This is a genomic window from Sphingomonas pokkalii (genome assembly GCF_003096275.1).
GTDB lineage: Bacteria > Pseudomonadota > Alphaproteobacteria > Sphingomonadales > Sphingomonadaceae > Sphingomonas > Sphingomonas pokkalii.
This window is the reverse complement of record NZ_QENQ01000001.1, coordinates 2,835,064-2,853,021: the sequence shown is the minus strand read 5'-3', so window position 1 is coordinate 2,853,021 and position 17,958 is coordinate 2,835,064. Positions and strand designations below refer to the sequence as shown.

Annotated in this window: 15 protein-coding genes; 9 read left to right on the top strand and 6 right to left on the bottom strand. The window is 65.2% G+C overall.

Annotation, left to right across the window (positions count from 1 at the left end; translation table 11 throughout):
* Window positions 1–6 precede the first annotated feature (6 nt).
* The 3 genes from greA to carA form a co-directional block, all read right to left on the bottom strand.
* Window positions 7–483, bottom strand: coding sequence for a transcription elongation factor GreA (gene greA, locus DD559_RS13055; protein WP_116469558.1), 477 nt, complete (start codon window positions 481–483; stop codon window positions 7–9).
* A gap of 276 nt (window positions 484–759) precedes the next feature.
* Complete coding sequence (gene carB, locus DD559_RS13050) at window positions 760–4,089, bottom strand: carbamoyl-phosphate synthase large subunit (protein WP_116469557.1); 3,330 nt, start codon at window positions 4,087–4,089, stop codon at window positions 760–762.
* A gap of 388 nt (window positions 4,090–4,477) precedes the next feature.
* Entirely contained in the window at window positions 4,478–5,758 is a 1,281-nt protein-coding gene (gene carA / locus DD559_RS13045; RefSeq protein WP_116469556.1) for a glutamine-hydrolyzing carbamoyl-phosphate synthase small subunit, read from the bottom strand.
* A gap of 144 nt (window positions 5,759–5,902) precedes the next feature.
* Between carA and DD559_RS13040 the strand changes: the two genes are divergently transcribed.
* From DD559_RS13040 to DD559_RS13005, 8 genes are all read left to right on the top strand, one after another.
* Window positions 5,903–6,355 (top strand): GatB/YqeY domain-containing protein, encoded by a 453-nt coding sequence (locus DD559_RS13040; protein ID WP_116469555.1) that lies wholly within the window; start codon window positions 5,903–5,905, stop codon window positions 6,353–6,355.
* 58 nt (window positions 6,356–6,413) lie between these two features.
* Window positions 6,414–6,824, top strand: coding sequence for an endonuclease domain-containing protein (locus DD559_RS13035; RefSeq protein ID WP_240610249.1), 411 nt, complete (start codon window positions 6,414–6,416; stop codon window positions 6,822–6,824).
* Window positions 6,825–6,828: 4 nt separating this feature from the next.
* Window positions 6,829–8,724 (top strand): DNA primase, encoded by a 1,896-nt coding sequence (gene dnaG / locus DD559_RS13030; protein ID WP_116469553.1) that lies wholly within the window; start codon window positions 6,829–6,831, stop codon window positions 8,722–8,724.
* Window positions 8,725–8,766: 42 nt separating this feature from the next.
* Complete coding sequence (gene rpoD, locus DD559_RS13025; protein ID WP_116469552.1) at window positions 8,767–10,794, top strand: RNA polymerase sigma factor RpoD; 2,028 nt, start codon at window positions 8,767–8,769, stop codon at window positions 10,792–10,794.
* Window positions 10,795–11,008: 214 nt separating this feature from the next.
* On the top strand, window positions 11,009–11,623 hold the full coding sequence (locus DD559_RS13020) for a DUF6975 family protein (RefSeq protein ID WP_240610248.1): 615 nt from the start codon (window positions 11,009–11,011) through the stop codon (window positions 11,621–11,623).
* A 44-nt stretch (window positions 11,624–11,667) separates the two neighbouring features.
* A complete protein-coding gene (locus tag DD559_RS13015; protein ID WP_116469551.1) occupies window positions 11,668–12,510 on the top strand; it encodes an AAA family ATPase in 843 nt (280 codons plus the stop codon).
* Between the two features lie 75 nt (window positions 12,511–12,585).
* Window positions 12,586–13,764 carry a vWA domain-containing protein gene (locus DD559_RS13010; protein ID WP_116469550.1) on the top strand — a complete coding sequence of 393 codons (1,179 nt, stop codon included), beginning with the start codon at window positions 12,586–12,588 and terminating at the stop codon, window positions 13,762–13,764.
* On the top strand, window positions 13,761–14,462 hold the full coding sequence (locus DD559_RS13005; RefSeq protein WP_116469549.1) for an immunity protein Imm33 domain-containing protein: 702 nt from the start codon (window positions 13,761–13,763) through the stop codon (window positions 14,460–14,462). The genes DD559_RS13010 and DD559_RS13005 overlap by 4 nt, the downstream gene beginning before the upstream one ends.
* Window positions 14,463–14,471: 9 nt before the next feature.
* Here DD559_RS13005 and DD559_RS13000 read toward each other — a convergent pair whose 3' ends face one another.
* Window positions 14,472–14,765 carry an Hpt domain-containing protein gene (locus DD559_RS13000; protein WP_116469548.1) on the bottom strand — a complete coding sequence of 98 codons (294 nt, stop codon included), beginning with the start codon at window positions 14,763–14,765 and terminating at the stop codon, window positions 14,472–14,474.
* An 84-nt stretch (window positions 14,766–14,849) separates the two neighbouring features.
* Between DD559_RS13000 and DD559_RS12995 the strand changes: the two genes are divergently transcribed.
* Complete coding sequence (locus tag DD559_RS12995) at window positions 14,850–17,144, top strand: hypothetical protein (protein WP_116469547.1); 2,295 nt, start codon at window positions 14,850–14,852, stop codon at window positions 17,142–17,144.
* 45 nt (window positions 17,145–17,189) lie between these two features.
* Here the strand turns inward: DD559_RS12995 and DD559_RS12990 are convergent, their stop codons facing one another.
* Window positions 17,190–17,612, bottom strand: a complete 423-nt coding sequence (locus tag DD559_RS12990; protein ID WP_116469546.1) for a hypothetical protein — start codon at window positions 17,610–17,612, stop codon at window positions 17,190–17,192.
* A gap of 82 nt (window positions 17,613–17,694) precedes the next feature.
* Window positions 17,695–17,955, bottom strand: a complete 261-nt coding sequence (locus tag DD559_RS12985; protein ID WP_116469545.1) for a DUF1467 family protein — start codon at window positions 17,953–17,955, stop codon at window positions 17,695–17,697.
* Between the last annotated feature and the right edge of the window lie 3 nt (window positions 17,956–17,958).

Sequence of the window (17,958 nt, the reverse complement as noted above, 5' to 3'; positions counted from 1 at the left end):
CCGCTCTCAGATGAATTCGATCTTCGAAACCAGATAATAGCGATCGCCAGCGGGGACCGAAACCTCGACCTCCTCATCGACCTTGCGGCCGATCAGTGCACGGCCGATCGGCGAGTTGTACGAGATGCGGCCATTGCTCGCATCCGCCTCGGTCTGACCGACGATCTGGTAGGTGATCGGCTTGTCGTCCTCATCGAGCAGCGTAACGGTCGCGCCGAACACGACCTTGTCGCCCGAAAGCTCGCGCGGATCGATGATCTGGGCGCGGCTCAGCTTGTCCTCGATATCGGCAATCGAGGCCTCGACCTGACCCTGCCGCTCCTTGGCGGCATGATATTCGGCGTTTTCGGAAAGGTCGCCATGCGCGCGCGCTTCCTCGATCGCGTCCACGATCAGCGGCCGCTCGGCCTTCAGCCGCTTCAACTCTTCGTTGAGCTTCTGATAGCCTTCCGCCAGCATCGGCATCTTTTCGACGGTCGCCATAACGCCCTAGTCCTTCAATACGCCCCCGGAACCGACCGTCGCCCGAAAACGACGTCCGCACATTCACATCGGTTGGGGAAATCCATTGTGCGAATGCGAATTGTAAGGTGCGGGAGGAGAAACATCAAGGCGGGGGTCGGAAAAGCACCCAACACGAAAACCCTCCCCCCTTAGGGGCGGGGTTGGGATGGGGCTATGTCTCACCGAGACCAACCGCTGCTCTGCAATCTCTGCCCAAAGCCCCTCCTCCAAGGAGGAGGGGCTCAAGTAGATGTATCAGGCCCGCGAGGCGAAATAGGCCTGGATCGGCTGCACCTCGAGCGGATTGCTTCGCATCGCCGCGATCGCGCGCGCGGCGGCCACACTCGCCGGCGCCGTGGTGAAATACGGTACCTTCTGCGCCAGCGCCGAAGCGCGGATGCTCATCGAATCCTTGAGCGACTGCCAGCCTTCGGTGGTGTTGAAGATCAGCGCCACGTCGCCGTCCTGGATGCGATCGACGATATGGGGGCGGCCCTGCGCCACCTTGTTCACCGTCTCCACCGCGATCCCTTCGGCGGCGAGGAACTCCGCCGTGCCGCTGGTCGCGATGATCTTGAAGCCGAGATCGGCGAGGATCTTCACCCCCGGCAGCACCACCGCCTTGTCGCCCTGCTTGACGCTGACGAACACCGTGCCGCCCTGCGGCAGCACCGTGCCGGCGCCGAGCTGCGACTTTGCGAAGGCAGTGGCAAAATCCTTATCGATTCCCATCACTTCGCCGGTCGACTTCATTTCCGGTGAGAGCACCGGATCGACGCCGGGGAAGCGCGCCCAGGGGAACACCGCTTCCTTCACCGCGATATAATCAATGTCGCGGTCGATCTTCGGCAGGTTCGCCAACTTCTCGCCCGCCATCACCCGGCTGGCGATCTTGGCGATCGGCGCACCGATCGCCTTGGCGACGAACGGCACGGTGCGGCTGGCGCGCGGATTGACCTCGATGAGGTACACCTCGCCGTCCTTGACCGCGAACTGGATGTTCATCAGCCCCTTCACCTTGAGCGCACGCGCCAGCGCGACGGTCTGGCGCTCGATCTCGGCGATGATCTCGGCGGGCAGGCTGTAGGGCGGGATCGAGCAGGCGCTGTCGCCCGAATGGACGCCGGCTTCCTCGATATGCTGGAGCACGCCCGCGACGACCACATCGGTGCCGTCGGCGATCGCGTCCACGTCCACCTCGATCGCGTCGCGCAGATACTGGTCGATCAGCACCGGCGAGTCGCCCGAGACCTGCACCGCGGTCTGGATATAGTCGTCGAGCTGCTGGAGGCTGTCGACGATCTCCATCGCCCGGCCGCCCAGCACATAGCTCGGGCGCATCAGCACCGGATAGCCGATCCGCTCGGCCACCCGCACCGCCTCGTCGCGGCTGCGCGCGATGCCGTTGGCGGGCTGCTTGAGGCCGAGCTTGGCGACGAGATCGGCGAAGCGCTCGCGGTCCTCGGCCAGGTCGATCGCGTCGGGGCTCGTGCCGAGGATCGGGATGCCCGCATCCTCCAGCGCCTTGGCGAGGTTGAGCGGGGTCTGGCCGCCGAACTGGACGATCACGCCGACCAGCTCGCCCTTGGACTTCTCGACCTCGAGGATCTCGAGCACGTCCTCGGCGGTCAGCGGCTCGAAATAGAGCCGGTCCGAGGTGTCATAGTCGGTGCTGACCGTCTCCGGGTTGCAGTTGACCATGATCGTCTCATAGCCCGCATCGGCCAGCGCGAAGCAGGCGTGGCAGCAGCAATAGTCGAACTCGATGCCCTGCCCGATCCGGTTCGGGCCGCCGCCGAGGATCACCACCTTGCGGCGGTCGCTCGGCTCGGCCTCGTTCTCGGGCTCGCCGAAGCTCGGCGCCTCATAGGTCGAGTACATGTAGGGCGTCTTCGCCTCGAACTCGGCCGCGCAGGTGTCGATCCGCTTGAACACCGGGCGCACGCCCAGCCGGTGGCGCAGCTTGCGCACCTCGGCCTCGGTCACGCCGCCGGAGATGGCATTGGCCACCTCGCCGATCAGCCCCGAGCTGCGCGCCATCACTTCGCTGCCCGCGCGGAGATTGACCGACTTGAGCGCGAGATAGGCGAGGCGCTTGTCGCTGAAGCCCATCGCCTTCAGGCGGCGCATGCCGGCCGCGTCCTGCGGCAGGCCGTTGGTCGCGACGTCCTTCTCGGCGTCGAGGATCTCGGCGATCCGCTCGAGGAACCAGGGGTCGTAGCTGGTGAAGCGCTGGACCTCCTTGACGCTGAAGCCCTCGCGCATCGCCTGCGCGGCGATCAGCAGCCGGTCGGGCGAACGCACGGTCAGCGCCGCCTCGATCACGTCGCGCGGCGCGCCGACCAGCCGGTCGACATCGTTGAAGCCGCTGAGGCCGGTCTCGAGACCGCGCAGCGCCTTCTGGATCGATTCGTGGATCGAGCGGCCGATCGCCATCACTTCGCCGACCGACTTCATCGCCGTGCCCAGCACCGCCTCGGCGCCCTTGAACTTCTCGAAGGCGAAGCGCGGGATCTTGGTGACGACGTAATCGATCGTCGGCTCGAAGCTCGCCGGCGTCGCGCCGGTGATGTCGTTGTCGATCTCGTCGAGCGTATAGCCCACCGCCAGCTTGGCCGCGACCTTGGCGATCGGGAAGCCGGTCGCCTTGGAGGCCAGCGCCGAGGAGCGGCTGACGCGCGGGTTCATCTCGATCACGATCAGGCGGCCGTCCTTCGGATTGACCGCGAACTGCACGTTCGAACCGCCGGTCTCGACGCCGATCTCCCGGAGACACGCGATCGATGCGTTGCGCATGATCTGGTATTCCTTGTCGGTCAGCGTCAGCGCCGGCGCGACGGTGATCGAATCGCCGGTGTGCGTGCCCATCGGATCGATATTCTCGATCGAGCAGACGATGATGGCATTGTCGTTCCGATCCCGGACGACCTCCATCTCATATTCCTTCCAGCCGAGCAGCGATTCCTCGATCAGCACCTCGGTGGTCGGCGACAGGTCCAGGCCCGAGCGCACGATCGCGATGAATTCCTCGCGGTTGTAGGCGATGCCGCCGCCCGATCCGCCCATGGTGAAGCTGGGGCGGATGATCGCCGGCAGGCCGACATGGTCGAGCGCGGTCAGCGCCTCGGCTTCGGTATGCGCGATCGCCGAGCGGGCGCTTTCGAGCCCGATCTTGGTCATCGCGTCCTTGAACTTCAGCCGGTCCTCGGCCTTGTCGATCGCATCGGCATCGGCGCCGATCATCGTCACGCCGAACTTCTCCAGCGTGCCGTCGCGGAACAGCGCCAGCGCGGTGTTGAGCGCGGTCTGGCCGCCCATCGTCGGCAGGACGGCGTCGGGCCGCTCCTTCTCGATGATCTTGGCGACGACCGCGGGCGTGATCGGCTCGATATAGGTCGCGTCGGCCAGCTCGGGATCGGTCATGATCGTCGCCGGGTTCGAATTGACCAGGACGATGCGATAGCCCTCTTGCCGGAGGGCCTTGATCGCCTGCGTGCCCGAATAATCGAACTCGCACGCCTGACCGATGACGATCGGCCCCGCGCCGATGACGAGGATGGAGGAGATGTCGGTGCGCTTGGGCATTATCGTTCCTGAGTCACTTTGATAGGGCGCCCAAAACAGTGGCTGTTGGACGCGAACACATCGTTAGACGATGCGGTGTGAACAATTTCGAGGGAGCCATTTGCCAGCCAACGCAAACGAACCCTCGGCTGTCCGTCGAAACCTGCCGCTCTACACTCTTGAGTGAAGATGCCCGATTGCTGAACCATCACGGTTCGGGAGTACCCCGTGGTAGCTCCACAATCCGTCATCTGAACTCTTGCGAGTAAACCTTCCGATCCCTTGGCTTGCTGGTAGACGGTGGTGGAACACGACCCGCTTCCTAACGTCCTGTCTAGGAACCAAACAAAGGCAGCAATGGACAGAGCAACAACGATGCTGGCCAAGACCAAGATCTTGGCCACAAGCTTCAACGCTGCGCTCCCATCATCTCCACGAACCGCTCGAACAGATAGAGGCTGTCCTGCGGGCCCGGGCTGGCCTCGGGGTGGTATTGCACGCTGAACGCCGGGCGGTCGGTGAGCTCGATGCCGGCGTTGGAGCCGTCGAACAGCGACACATGCGTCTCGCGGGCATTGGCCGGCAGGCTCTCGCGCTCGACGGCGAAGCCATGGTTCATGGAGGTGATCTCGACCGCGCCGTCTTCCAGCCGCTTGACCGGATGGTTGGCGCCGCGATGGCCCTGGAACATCTTGGTGGTCTCAGCGCCCACCGCGAGGCCGAGCAGCTGGTGGCCGAGGCAGATGCCGAACAGCGGCTTGCCGGTCTCGAGCATCTGGCGGATCACCGGCACGGCGTACTCGCCGGTTGCCGCGGGATCGCCCGGGCCATTCGAGAGGAAGAAGCCGTCCGGGTTGAAGGACATCACCTGCTCGAAGGTCGCGGTGGCGGGCAGCACGGTCACGTCCGCGCCGGCCTGGACCAGGTTGCGGAAGATGTTGCGCTTCGAACCATAGTCGATCGCGACGACCTGCGGGCGCTTCTTTAAGCCCCCTCCCGCCTGCGGGAGGGGGTTGGGGGTGGGCCCACCCTCTCCACCAGCGGTGTCGGTCGAGGAGGCCGGGCGCCCACCCCCGGCCCCTCCCGCAAGCGGGAGGGGAGAGGTGTTTTCATACCCGACCCCAAGGCGCCACACGCCGCCTTCCCAGCCGAAATGCGTCTCGCACGAGACGGTGATGGCGAGGTCCATGCCCTCCAGCCCCGGCCAGCCGCGCGCCTTCTCCAGCAGCGCGTCGAGGTCAAAATTGCCGGACTTCGAGTGCGCGATCACGCCGTTCGGCGCGCCGCCCAGCCGGATGCGGCGGGTGAGCGCGCGCGTGTCGATGCCCGACAGGCCGATCCGCTTGTGCTTCGCCATCCAGGCATCGAGATGCTCGGTGCTGCGGAAGTTCGACGGATCGGTCACGTCCTGGCGGACGATCATGCCCAGCGCATGGGGATCATCGGCCTCGATGTCGTCGGGATTGGCGCCGACATTGCCGATATGCGGGAAGGTGAAGTTGATGATCTGGCCGGCGAAGCTCGGATCGGTCATGATCTCCTGATAGCCGGTCATCGCGGTGTGGAAGCACACCTCGCCGACGGCATCGCCTTCGGCACCGAATCCTCGACCCCACAATATCTCGCCGCTCGCCAGAACCAGAACGCCCGTGGCTCCAACGGGCATGGACAAGGGTTTGGCGTCGGCCATTTGGGGCGGGCACTCCTGCTTTGGGTTTTGCGATGTTGCTAAGGGCCGCCCGCTAGACCCCATGGGCGGGTGCGTCAATCTGTTAAGTTTTGTGCGGGTCGGCTATGTCTCCGCGCTTTCCCGGACAAGATCGAGAGACCACGAATGATTCGCGACGACATCAAGGCTGCGCTGGTGACCGCCATGAAGGGCGGGGACAAGGCGTCGACCGCCACGATCCGCCTGATCCAGAGCGCGATCAAGAACCGCGACATCGAGGCCCGCACCGGCAAGGCGCCGGAGGACGACGACGTGCTGGTCGTCGAGGTGCTGCAGAAGATGGTCAAGCAGCGCCGCGAATCGATCGAGATGTATGTGAAGGGCGGACGGCAGGAGTTGGCCGACGCCGAGGCGGCCGAGGTGGTGGTGATCGAGCGCTTCCTGCCGCAGCAGATGAGCGAGGCGGAGACGAGCGCGGCGATCGAGGCGATCAAGGCGGAACTGGGCGCGTCGGGCATGAAGGACATGGGCCGGGTGATGGCGGAGCTGAAGGGCCGCCACGCGGCGCAGCTCGACATGAGCAAGGCCAGCGCGCTGGTGAAGGCAGCGCTGAGCTGAGATGGACGACGGGGACCGCTCTGCGCTCCCCCTCCCGCAAGCGGGAGGGGGCCGGGGGGTGGGCCCCCACTTCCGGCTGGACAGGCCGACCGAGCGGGCGCGCGAACTGCGAAATGATCCCACGGCGGCGGAGGAGCTGCTGTGGTCGAAGCTGCGGAAGTCGCAGCTGGCCGGGCTGAAGTTCAGCCGGCAGATGCCGATTGCGGGGCACTTCGCCGATTTCGCATGTCGCAAGGCTAAGCTGGTGGTGGAACTTGACGGCAGCCAGCATATCGAGGTGACCGTCGCCGATGCCGAGCGCACGCGCCGGATCGAGGCTGAAGGTTACCGCGTGATCCGCTTTTGGAACAATGATTTGACGTCGAATATGGAGGGCGTGTTGCAGGCTATTCTCGCGGCTGCTTCGCCCAGCATGGAGCGGGGGCCCACCCCCCAGCCCCCTCCCGCTCGCGGGAGGGGGAGCAGCTAGCCCCATGTCCCTAACCCCCGCCTTTCTCGACGAGCTCCGCGCCCGCACCACGCTGTCCACGCTGATCGCCAAGTCGGTGAAGCTGCAGCGCGCGGGCAAGGAGTTTCGCGCCTGCTGCCCGTTCCACAACGAGAAGACCCCCAGCTTCTACGTCAACGACGACAAGGGCTTCTACCATTGCTTCGGCTGCGGCGCGCATGGCGATGCCATCCGCTGGATGACCGACCAGCGCGGCCTGCCCTTCATCGATGCGGTGAAGGAATTGGCGCAGGCCGCCGGGCTCGACATGCCCGAGCAGGACCGCCGCGCCGCCGAAAAGGCCGAGCGCGCGCGTGGCCTGCACGAGCTGATGGGCGAGGCCGCCACCTGGTTCACCGAGCGGCTGAACGGCATCGAAGGCGCCGAGGCCCGCGCCGTGCTCCAGCGCCGCGGCATCACGCCGGAGACCGCCCGGACCTTCGGCCTTGGCTTCGCCCCCGATTCGCGCGGCAAGCTCAAGGAGGCGCTGAAGGCGTACGGCGACGCGATGCTGGTCGAATCCGGTATGCTGATCGCCGTCGAGGGCAAGGAATCGTACGATCGGTTCCGCGGCCGACTGATGATCCCGATCCGCGACGTGCGCGGCCGGACGATCGCGTTCGGCGGACGAATCATCGGAGAAGGTGAGCCCAAGTACCTCAATTCGCCGGAAACCCCGCTCTTCGACAAGGGCCGGACGCTCTACAATCTCGATCGCGCCCAGGCCGCCGCGCGCAAGGCCGATCGGGTGATCGCGGTCGAAGGCTATATGGACGTGATCGCGCTCGCCCAGGCCGGCTTTGGCGAGGCGGTCGCCCCGCTCGGCACCGCGCTGACCGAACACCAGCTCGAACGGCTGTGGCGATTGTCCGAAGTCCCCCTGCTCTGCTTCGACGGCGATAGCGCCGGGCAGAAGGCAGCACTGCGTGCCGCCCACCGCGCGCTGCCGATGCTGGCACCCGGCCGCAGCCTCGCCTTCGTCACCCTGCCCCAAGGGCTGGACCCGGACGATCTCGTCCGTTCGCAGGGCCCGGCCGCCTTCGAAGCGCTCCTCGCCAAGCCCGAGCCGCTGGTCGATCGGCTGTGGGCCAGCGAAGTGTCGGCCGGTCCGCTCGACACGCCCGAGCAGCGCGCCGGCCTCAAACGCCGCCTCACCGAGCTTGCCGAGCAAATTCAAGATCCAAACGTAAAGCACGAATATATCGCGGAATTCCGAGCACGCGCCGACCAGCAGTTCGGCCGTGGCCCCCGCGAATTCCGCAAGGATCAACGCGGCCCCGCCACTGCTCGTCAACAGCCACGCGGCACCCGCAACGCCCGCGGCGGCTGGCAGCCGCCTGAGGCACCCCCGTCACATCTGATCCGCGGCGTACAGGCGAGCGGACTCGATCCCATCCTGGCCCGCGCGGTGCTTGCAGGACTGGTCCGACACCCGGGCGAGATCGCCCGGCATCTTGAAGTGCTGGGGAGCCTGCGCAGCGGATCCGGGCCGCTGGCGCGACTGTTCGAATCGGTGGTGGACATCGCGATGACAACGCCCAATCTGCGCCAACTTGATAGCGACGATTTCCGCACCATATTGTCGACGTCCGGTTTCGATTCAGCGGCAGGTGCGTTGCTCGGCGCAGATACGCTCCCCTTCTCCTTCACGCGGCCCGAGGCCGACGTGATGAAGGCGCGCGACGATCTGAGCGAGGCGATTGCGGTGATGACGGCGCAACCCGTTGTCGACGCAGCACTTGCGGAGGCGACGGCATCGCTGATGCGGGACGTGACGGAGGAAGCGTTTGCCCGCCAGGTGGCGCTTTCGCGACAGCGGCAGGAGCTTCAGGATCGGCTTGCCAATCTGATGCTTGCGGACGACGGCGTTTTTGAGGAATAGAGGCGGTGTAAAATTGCCGCCATCGTATTTTGAGGGCATTTGATGGCGAAGGCGAATGGCAGCGGCGGTGATGACACGATCGATGCAGGTGACGCGCCGCTGATCGACCTGAACGAGGGTTCGATCAAGAAGCTGGTCGCGCGCGCGAAAAAGCGCGGCTACATCACCGTCGACCAGCTCAACGAGATGCTGCCGCAGGATCAGATGACCTCGGAGCAGATCGAGGACGTCATGGCGGCGCTCAACGACATGGGCATCAACGTCGTCGAGAATGAAGACGCCGGAGAAGACTCCGAGGCGGAGGATGATTCGGCCGATGATTCGGAAAGCGCCGAATCGGGCGACGATTCCGCGCCCGCCTTCGAGGTTGCGAAAAAGAAGGAAACCGTTGATCGCACCGACGATCCGGTGCGCATGTACCTGCGCGAGATGGGCGCCGTCGAGCTGCTCAGCCGCGAGGGCGAAATCGCGATCGCCAAGCGGATCGAAGCCGGCCGCGATACGATGATCCTGGGGCTCTGCGAGTCGCCGATCACGTTCAACGCGATCATCGGCTGGTCGACCGCGCTCAACGAAGGCACGATGCAGCTGCGCGAGATCCTCGATCTCGACGCCATGCTCTCCAAGGGTCCGTCGGCCGAGCAGGTCGAGGGCGCCGAGGACGACAATGGCGAGATCAGCGAATCGAGCACCGGCCCGACTTTCAAGGAAGAGGAAGAGCCCGAGGAAGTCGCATCCGACGAGGATGACGAGCTGACCGAACGCCGCGCCCGCCGTCCCTCGGACGACGAGGAGGAGGACAACACCCTCTCGCTCGCCCAGATGGAAGAGCAGCTGAAGCCGCAGGCGCTCGAGAAGTTCGCCAACATCACCGCGATCTACAAGAAGTTCGGCAAGGTCCAACAGCAGCGGCTCGACACCATGTCGGCCGGCGAGGAGTTTCCGGCTGCCGAGGAAAAGAAGTACAACAAGCTCCGCGAGGAGCTGACTGCCGAAGTGGAGAGCGTCCAGTTCCACCAGGCGAAGATCGAATATCTCGTCGACCAGCTCTACAGCTTCAACCGGCGCCTGACGGCACTGGGTGGCCAGATGCTGCGTCTCGCCGAGCGCCACAAGGTCAGCCGCAAGGACTTCCTCGATCGCTATGTCGATCACGAGCTGGACGAGAACTGGCTGCCGACCGTGGTCGGCCTCGACAAGAAATGGAAGGCCTTTGTCGAGAACGAAGGCAGCGCCGTCGATCGCATCCGCACCGAGATGAGCGAGATCGCCCAGCAGACGGGCATGACGCTCACCGAGTTCCGCCGCATCGTCAACATGGTGCAGAAGGGCGAGCGCGAGGCGCGTATCGCGAAGAAGGAGATGGTCGAGGCCAATCTCCGCCTCGTGATCTCGATCGCCAAGAAATACACCAATCGCGGCCTGCAGTTCCTGGATCTCATCCAGGAGGGCAATATCGGCCTGATGAAGGCGGTGGATAAGTTCGAATATCGCCGCGGCTACAAGTTCAGCACCTATGCGACCTGGTGGATCCGCCAGGCGATCACCCGCTCGATCGCCGATCAGGCGCGCACCATCCGTATTCCGGTGCACATGATCGAGACGATCAACAAGCTGGTGCGCACCAGCCGCCAGTTCCTCCACGAGCAGGGCCGCGAGCCCACGCCCGAGGAAATGGCGGAGCGCCTGAGCATGCCGCTTGAGAAGGTGCGCAAGGTGATGAAGATCGCCAAGGAGCCGATCTCCCTCGAAACGCCGATCGGCGACGAGGAAGACAGCCATCTGGGCGACTTCATCGAGGACAAGAACGCGATCATTCCGGTCGATGCGGCGATCCAGGCGAACCTGAAGGAAACGGTCACCCGCGTCCTGGCGAGCCTCACCCCGCGCGAGGAGCGCGTGCTGCGCATGCGCTTCGGCATCGGCATGAACACCGATCACACGCTGGAAGAAGTCGGCCAGCAATTCTCGGTGACGCGCGAACGCATTCGTCAGATCGAGGCCAAGGCGCTTCGCAAGCTGAAGCACCCGAGCCGCAGCCGCAAGATGCGCAGCTTCCTCGACCAGTAACCTTGCAAGAAGGGCCCCCGATGATGATCGCGGGGCCCCTTTTTTGTCGAGTTCAAGTTTAATTTTCCCGTAACCATCTTTCTACGCGCTTCGGTATCCCCCGGTATGCGACGACAGGTTGCTGGCAACAGCAATGTGATGCTTGATCCATCCGAGGAACATGATGCCGGTCGATATCGTCAAATCCATATCCTTGGCCGGCGCTTGGGGAGCGATGGGGATCCTTGCGGCCAGCGATGGCAGTAGCACGCACCCGCACCTGAACGCGCTGATCCGTGGCGAAGCGCCGCTACGAGACCTGGCGGATGCCGTGCATCATATCGCTCGGCTCCATGGTCGTCATCCCGGATTGATCGATCACGCCCGCCACCACGCGGTTCGCCCGCTGGAACAAGATTGGATCGAGGCCGCGGCCGACGCATTTGTCGGAGAACGGACTCGCCTGGTGCGCCTGTCCGCCGCCGCCGGGCCGCTACCGCGAACGCCGGGACATGCGGAAAGTGAATCCGCCGCCGCTGCCCAGCGCCATGCGCTCGACATGCTCGCCCAATCCGACCGCGCCGGCTGCGCCACCGGGGCGGCAATCGCGCTTGCGATCGATTGGGTATCGATCCGGGCGATGCTCGATCTCGCGGCCGCCAACTTCGGTGTTCTCCCGTCCCCGGCCGCGCTGCCGATTGCAGCGGAGACGGTTAGCGTGGTCGATGCGCTCATCCGCGAACCTGCGCTGGAGCGGGCGATGCTGTTTGGTGCGCAGCAGCTCTTCGCACAGCATCGTGCGCTGTGGGACCTGCTCGAGGCCCGTGCAAGCGCACGCCAACGCGGCTGAGCGGACGGGTTGCGTCCGCGCGCCTTTGCGCCCACTCTTCGCACATGCGTTTCGAAGGCACCCAAAGCTATGTCGCAACCGCCGACCTGAAGGTCGCGGTCAACGCCGCCGTCACCCTCCGCCGCCCCCTGCTGGTGAAAGGCGAGCCCGGCACGGGCAAGACAGTGCTAGCCTATGAGATCGCCAAGGCGGTTGGCGCACCGTTGATCGAATGGAACGTCAAGTCGACGACAAAGGCGCAGCAGGGCCTGTACGAGTATGACGCGGTCGCCCGGCTGCGCGATGGCCAGCTCGGCGATCCGCGGGTCCATGACATCGGCAACTATATCCGCAAGGGCAAGCTGTGGGAGGCGTTCACCAGCCCTGCCCTGCCCGTGCTGCTGATCGACGAGATCGACAAGGCCGATATCGAGTTCCCGAACGATCTTCTCCAGGAGCTCGATCGCATGGAATTCCATGTGTACGAAACCGGCGAGACGGTGCGCGCAGCCGAACGCCCGATCGTCGTGATCACTTCGAACAACGAGAAGGAGCTGCCGGACGCGTTCCTGCGCCGTTGTTTCTTCCACTACATCAAATTCCCCGATCGCGAGACGATGCAAGCGATCGTCGATGTGCACTTCCCCGGCATTCAGAAGCTGGTGGTAAGCCGCGCGCTCGACCTGTTCTACGAGGTGCGCGAGGTATCCGGCATCAAGAAGAAGCCGTCCACGAGCGAGCTGCTCGACTGGTTGAAGCTGCTGCTGCACGAAGACATGCCGCTGGAAGTGCTGCAATCACGCGATCCGAGCAAGGCGATCCCGCCGCTGCACGGTGCCTTGCTCAAGAACGAGCAGGACGTGATGCTGTTCGAACGCCTCGCCTTCATGGCACGCCGCCAGAAATAGCCACCACGGCCGGCCGGGGGCCTCCGGCGGTCAACGGAGTGGACGCAGGGAGCCCCCTTCCCGTACACTGCCGGCATGTTCCTCGCCTTTCTCGATGAACTGCGTGCCGCCGGCATCGCCGCCAGCCTGAAGGAACACCTCCTCCTGCTGGAAGCACTGGATCGTGAAGTGATCGATCCGACGCCCGAAGCCTTCTACTATCTATCCCGCGCCACCTATGTGAAGGACGAGGGCCTGCTCGATCGCTTCGATCAGATCTTCGCCAAAGTGTTTCGCGGCATTGCCTCGCCGACTGGATTGGCGCCGATGGACCTGCCGGACGAATGGCTCCGCGCCGTCACGGAGAAATTCCTGACCCCAGAAGAGCGGGCCGCGATCGAATCGCTGGGATCCTGGGAAAAAATCATGGAGACGCTGCGGGAGCGGCTCGCCGAACAACATGCGCGTCATCAGGGCGGCAGCAAATGGGTCGGGACCGGTGGCACCTCGCCTTTCGGCAATGACGGCTACAACCCCGAAGGCGTGCGGATCGGCGGGGCCGGCCAGCACCAGCGCGCGGTAAAAGTCTGGGAAGCGCGCGACTTCCGCAACCTCGATTCAACCCGCGAACTGGGCACCCGCAACATCAAGGTGGCGCTGCGCCGGCTGCGCCGATTCGCCCGCGAAGGCGCCGCCGACGAACTCGATCTCGATGCGACTATCGCAGGTACCGCTCGCCAGGGCTGGTTGGACGTGCGGATGCGGCCGGAGCGCCATAATGCCGTGAAGCTGCTGCTTTTCCTGGACGTCGGCGGATCGATGGATCCGTTCGTAAAGCTGTGCGAAGAGCTGTTCTCCGCCGCGACCAGCGAGTTCAAGAACCTGGAATTCTTCTATTTCCACAATTGCTTGTACGAAGGCGTCTGGAAGGACAACCGCCGCCGCTTCAGCGAACGCACGCCGACGCTTGAGATCCTGCGGAAATTCGGCCCCGACTATAAGATCGTCTTCGTCGGGGATGCCGCGATGAGCCCCTATGAGCTTACCCAAGCGGGGGGATCGGTGGAACATCTGAACGAAGAACCCGGCGCACTATGGCTGCAGCGCGTGGTGGATACATATCCCGCGACGGTGTGGCTGAATGTATTGCCGGAGGCGCATTGGGCCTATTCGCACTCGGTTTCGATGGTCCGCACCTTGATGCGAGACCGAATGTTTCCACTCACGCTTGCCGGGATCGATGCGGCGATGCGTGCGTTGAGCGCAATGCGATGAATACACTCCGCTCGAAGCTTTCCTGGTGGCAACGACGGCTATTCGGCAGCTACCGCATCACGGACCCGCGCCCCATCGCAGAGGCGGCGCCCTATACCTTCTTCCTGCCCAACGAGAATGAAGTGCTGGCGTTGATGCCCGGCGACCTCGTAAAACTCATCTTCCAATCGGTTCCGGCCTCTGCCGAGTTCGCCGCCGAACGGATGTGGGTGAAAATCACCCATGTCGATGGCGAAAAGCTCACCGGCCGGCTCGATAACGCGCCGCTCGACATGCCGCAGTTGCGACCTGGGAGCGTGATTCGCTGTCGTCGCGGCGACGTGATCGATCTGCGCTGGGGCAACGCCCATGTGGTTCGCCCACCCTCCGCGCCGGTGCGGCGCCTGTATGACGATCGCTGCCTGGTCGATTCCTGCGTGCTGCGGGATGGGCTGGCGGTCCATTATCTCTATCGCGAGGCCGGCCTGCCCAACGAACAGGGTGAGCCCGCAGATAGCGGCTGGCGCATTCGCGGCGATTTTCGCGGCGTGGCGGACGAAAATGCGATTGATGCGCGCGCGACCGAATGGACGAGCATCGGCTCGGTCCTCAACGCCGATGACAGCTGGATCGATCTGGTCGATGCGCCGATCGGCTCCGCCTATGTCCGCAACTGGCGGAACAACCGATTCGAGCCGGAATCCGCTGCCGCAGACTGATTGTGCAGGCTAAAGGCGCTCGACTGCGCGTTCGATACGGCGCAGCAGCACGCCATCCTGCGAACTGCGGCGCACGGCTTCTTCGGCAAGCGCCATCAATTGTACGGCGCCGAAGCTGCCAGCCAGGCTCTGCAGTCGCAGCGCAGCGCCAGCCCAATCTTCGGCGCCGCGCGAAGACCGCATCATATCGACCGAACTCCGCACGCTATCCAGAAACGCGGTACGCAACTCAGCGATCAGCGCGGGCTCGTCACCCACCGCAGCCGCCAGAGTCGCATCGATCGCACCGGATTCATATGCCATGCGCAACCTGTACGGGGCACGACGTTAACGGATCGTTTCCGGCCTGCCCTTGGTACCGTGCGCAAAACTGGTAGAGTGCGATCCATGACTGGGGGCAACACCGCCGAATCCGCGCCGAACCATCCCGCGCCCGCCGAAGCGCAGGCAGCGGCAGAGACGCATTTCACCGCCATCACCGCCGAACCGGCAGAAGCGCAATGGCCGGACGAGGCCATCGTACGCGGTCTGGACCGGTGGGCGCCAGCACTGGCGATCGCCATCGGCCTTGCCGCGACGGGGGCAATGATCTGGATCGCCCTGCCCGCCCTGCAGGGCGCACTTTCGCCCGTCGAGCGGGTACAGTTGCTCGCCGCGCTCTGCGTTCCTGCTGGCATCGTCGCCCTGCTCTATCTCGTCGCGCTGCGCACCAGCAGTGCCGAGGCGCGCCGCTTCGCCGCCATGGCGGGCGCGATGCGCGCGGAGGCCCGCCATATCGGTGGGGTCACCGCCGAACTCACCGCCCGACTGACCGAGCAGCAGGCCACGCTTGCCGAGCAGGCCGCACAGCTTACCCATTTCGCCGACGCCGCGGCCGAACGAATCGCCCATGCGGCAACCGCCGCCGCGCAGCAGGCCGAAGCGATCGTCGCCAGTGCCGAACTGCTTTCCGACGCGACGGGCCAGGCCGAACAACGTGTCGCCATCGTCCTTTCCTCGCTGCCCCGCGCGCAGGACCAGATGCGCGACCTGGCCGAACGGGTAGATATGGCCGGATTGCAAGCCAGCCGGCACGCGACCGCGCTGGACGTGCAGGTTGCCGCACTCGCCGAACGCGGCCGCGAGGCCGATCGTCTTGCCGGTGGTGCGGCAGAGCGGCTTGCGGCGCATATCTCCCGCATGGAAGCGTCGACCGAAGCCGCGAGCGGCCGCCTGGAACAGGTTTCGCACCAGATGTCCCGCCAAGTCGATGATGTGCTCGATCGCGCAGCGCAGGCGGTGGACCAGTCGCGCCAGGGCATTGCGGCCCAGGGCGAAGCGATATTGGCGATGCTGGCCACCAACCAGTCCGCGCTGGAACGCGCCGGCGCAGAAAGCATCGCCGCGATGGGCGAGCGCATCGCGGCGATCGAGGACGCCATTATCCGCATCTCCGCCCGCCTCAGCGAGGAGCAGCGGCGCGGCGATGCCCTGTTCGCCCGCCTTTCCGATGGCGCCCAGCGCTTCGACCGCGAGCTAGAGGTGCTGCATGCCGCTGGATTGCAGCGGACGGAGGCACTGTCCGCATCGCTCGGTACACTCCACCAGTCGATGGATGCCATGACCGATTCGATGCGGGCCGGCGAATCCACGGCGCGGTTGGTGATCGCCACCACCGAAACGCTGATCACCGGCCTCGACGCGGCGACTCGCGAGATGGACGAAACGATGCCTGCCTCGCTGACGCGGCTGGACGCGCGGATCGAGGAAACCCGGGAGCATATCGCCCGGTCCAGCCCGGAGCTGCTCGCACTCGTCACCGCTGCGGAATCGACCCACGACACCGTCGAAGCCATTCGCAATGCGATCGGGCAGCAGGAGGACGCCCTTGCCAAGGCGCAGGCGACGTTGCTGGAAACGCTGGGCAGCGGCGGCGAGCAGGCGGAGACGCTGCACCGGCTGGTCGAACAGGCGATCGATAATGCCCGCTATTTCACCGATACCGCGGCGCCGGACCTGATCCAGACGCTGATGGGCGTGCGGGACAGCGCGAACAAGGCTGCCGATCGCGCCCGCGAAGCGATCGATGCGATCCTGCCGTCCGTGGACCGCACGCTGCGCGAAGCGAGCGCCGCCACCGTCGAGCATGCGGTGGAACGGGCCGTGCAGAACCAGCTCGAAACGCTCATGCACGCCGCTGCCGACAGCATCACCGAAGCGGAGCGCGCGGCAGCGGCCTTGCGGGAGCAACTGGCGGCGATCGAGGCGGCGAACGTCGAGGCGCAGGCCCGGATCGAGGACGCCAGCGCCGCACGCAACCATGCCGAGGCGGAGGGTTTCGCCCATCGCATGACGCTGCTGATCGACGCGCTGAACGCGACCTCGATCGATCTTGCCAAGACCTTCTCCACCGACGTCCCCGATGCCGATTGGGCGGCCTATCTCAAAGGGGATCGCGGCGTGTTCACGCGCCGCGCGGTGCGCCTCCTCGCCCCACACGAGGCCCGCGAGCTGCACCGCATCTATGGCCAGGACGAGGGCTTCCGCGAACATGTGAACCGATACGTCCATGACTTCGAAGCGATGCTGCGACAGGCGCTGGCGCTACGCGAGGGCCATCCGCTGGCGGTGACCCTGCTCTCTTCCGATGCCGGCAAGCTCTATGTCGCGCTGGCCCAGGCGATCGAACGCCTGCGGACCTGACGCTGCCGAGGCAGGGCGGCAGGCGCCGCCCCGATGCGGGCGCGTTCAGTCGCCGTGCGGAAGAGAAGGCTCCGCTACGGGCGGGAGCCGCAAATGGGGGTAGAGCGCGGCGGCCTCGGCATCGATCTGACGCCGCATGGCCGCCCGCATGATCGCGGAAGCCCGACAATAACCCTGCCAATCGGCGGCGACGCGGCGAAGCGTCCAGGTCGAGATATGCGTGCTGGACAGCCTGCGACTTGCCGGGACCAGTGCGATAAGCGCGAGCACGGCGGCATCGTTCGTCGCTTCCTCCTGCAACCGCGTGCACAGCGCCCGGACCAGCTTGCTACGCGCCCTGCTGAGCCGCATCAGGCGGTATCGCAACGCGGCCATCGCCGCCTGGGGGCAGTGCTGTTGCGCGGTCAGGCCTTCGAGTTCGTCGATTGCGGCGCGCAGTTCGCAGTGCACGGACGGAAGATCGAGCATTTCCCCACTATAGCAGAAAAATTTTGCTTTCCCGCTAGTTATACGATGCCAGCGAGGCAGTGCGGCCTGCCCCCAACAGGCGCTAATGCACCCAATCGAGCATATCGGCCGTCACCCAGCCATAGATGTAATTGAGGTAGAACGCCCCGAAGAGCACCGTCGCGACGATCGTCGTGCGCACCAAGATGCGCATCGGCCGGAAGTCGTGCGGCGCACTCGGCGACTGCCCAGGGACGAGCGGCACGCCCGCCTCCTCGCTGGTCCGGACCCCGAAGGGCAGCACGAAGAACACCGACATCGCCCAGAAGAGCGTATAGATCGCGAGCGCCGACTGCCACTTCATGGG

Bases quoted from the DNA above. Each gene is read 5' to 3' on its own strand.
- greA (WP_116469558.1), bottom strand. From the start codon at position 483: ATGGCGACCGTCGAAAAGATGCCGATGCTGGCGGAAGGCTATCAGAAG.
- carB (WP_116469557.1), bottom strand. From the start codon at position 4,089: ATGCCCAAGCGCACCGACATCTCCTCCATCCTCGTCATCGGCGCGGGG.
- carA (WP_116469556.1), bottom strand. From the start codon at position 5,758: ATGGCCGACGCCAAACCCTTGTCCATGCCCGTTGGAGCCACGGGCGTT.
- DD559_RS13040 (WP_116469555.1), top strand. From the start codon at position 5,903: ATGATTCGCGACGACATCAAGGCTGCGCTGGTGACCGCCATGAAGGGC.
- dnaG (WP_116469553.1), top strand. From the start codon at position 6,829: ATGTCCCTAACCCCCGCCTTTCTCGACGAGCTCCGCGCCCGCACCACG.
- rpoD (WP_116469552.1), top strand. From the start codon at position 8,767: ATGGCGAAGGCGAATGGCAGCGGCGGTGATGACACGATCGATGCAGGT.
- DD559_RS13020 (WP_240610248.1), top strand. From the start codon at position 11,009: ATGGGGATCCTTGCGGCCAGCGATGGCAGTAGCACGCACCCGCACCTG.
- DD559_RS13015 (WP_116469551.1), top strand. From the start codon at position 11,668: ATGCGTTTCGAAGGCACCCAAAGCTATGTCGCAACCGCCGACCTGAAG.
- DD559_RS13010 (WP_116469550.1), top strand. From the start codon at position 12,586: ATGTTCCTCGCCTTTCTCGATGAACTGCGTGCCGCCGGCATCGCCGCC.
- DD559_RS13005 (WP_116469549.1), top strand. From the start codon at position 13,761: ATGAATACACTCCGCTCGAAGCTTTCCTGGTGGCAACGACGGCTATTC.
- DD559_RS13000 (WP_116469548.1), bottom strand. From the start codon at position 14,765: ATGGCATATGAATCCGGTGCGATCGATGCGACTCTGGCGGCTGCGGTG.
- DD559_RS12995 (WP_116469547.1), top strand. From the start codon at position 14,850: ATGACTGGGGGCAACACCGCCGAATCCGCGCCGAACCATCCCGCGCCC.
- DD559_RS12990 (WP_116469546.1), bottom strand. From the start codon at position 17,612: ATGCTCGATCTTCCGTCCGTGCACTGCGAACTGCGCGCCGCAATCGAC.
- DD559_RS12985 (WP_116469545.1), bottom strand. From the start codon at position 17,955: ATGAAGTGGCAGTCGGCGCTCGCGATCTATACGCTCTTCTGGGCGATG.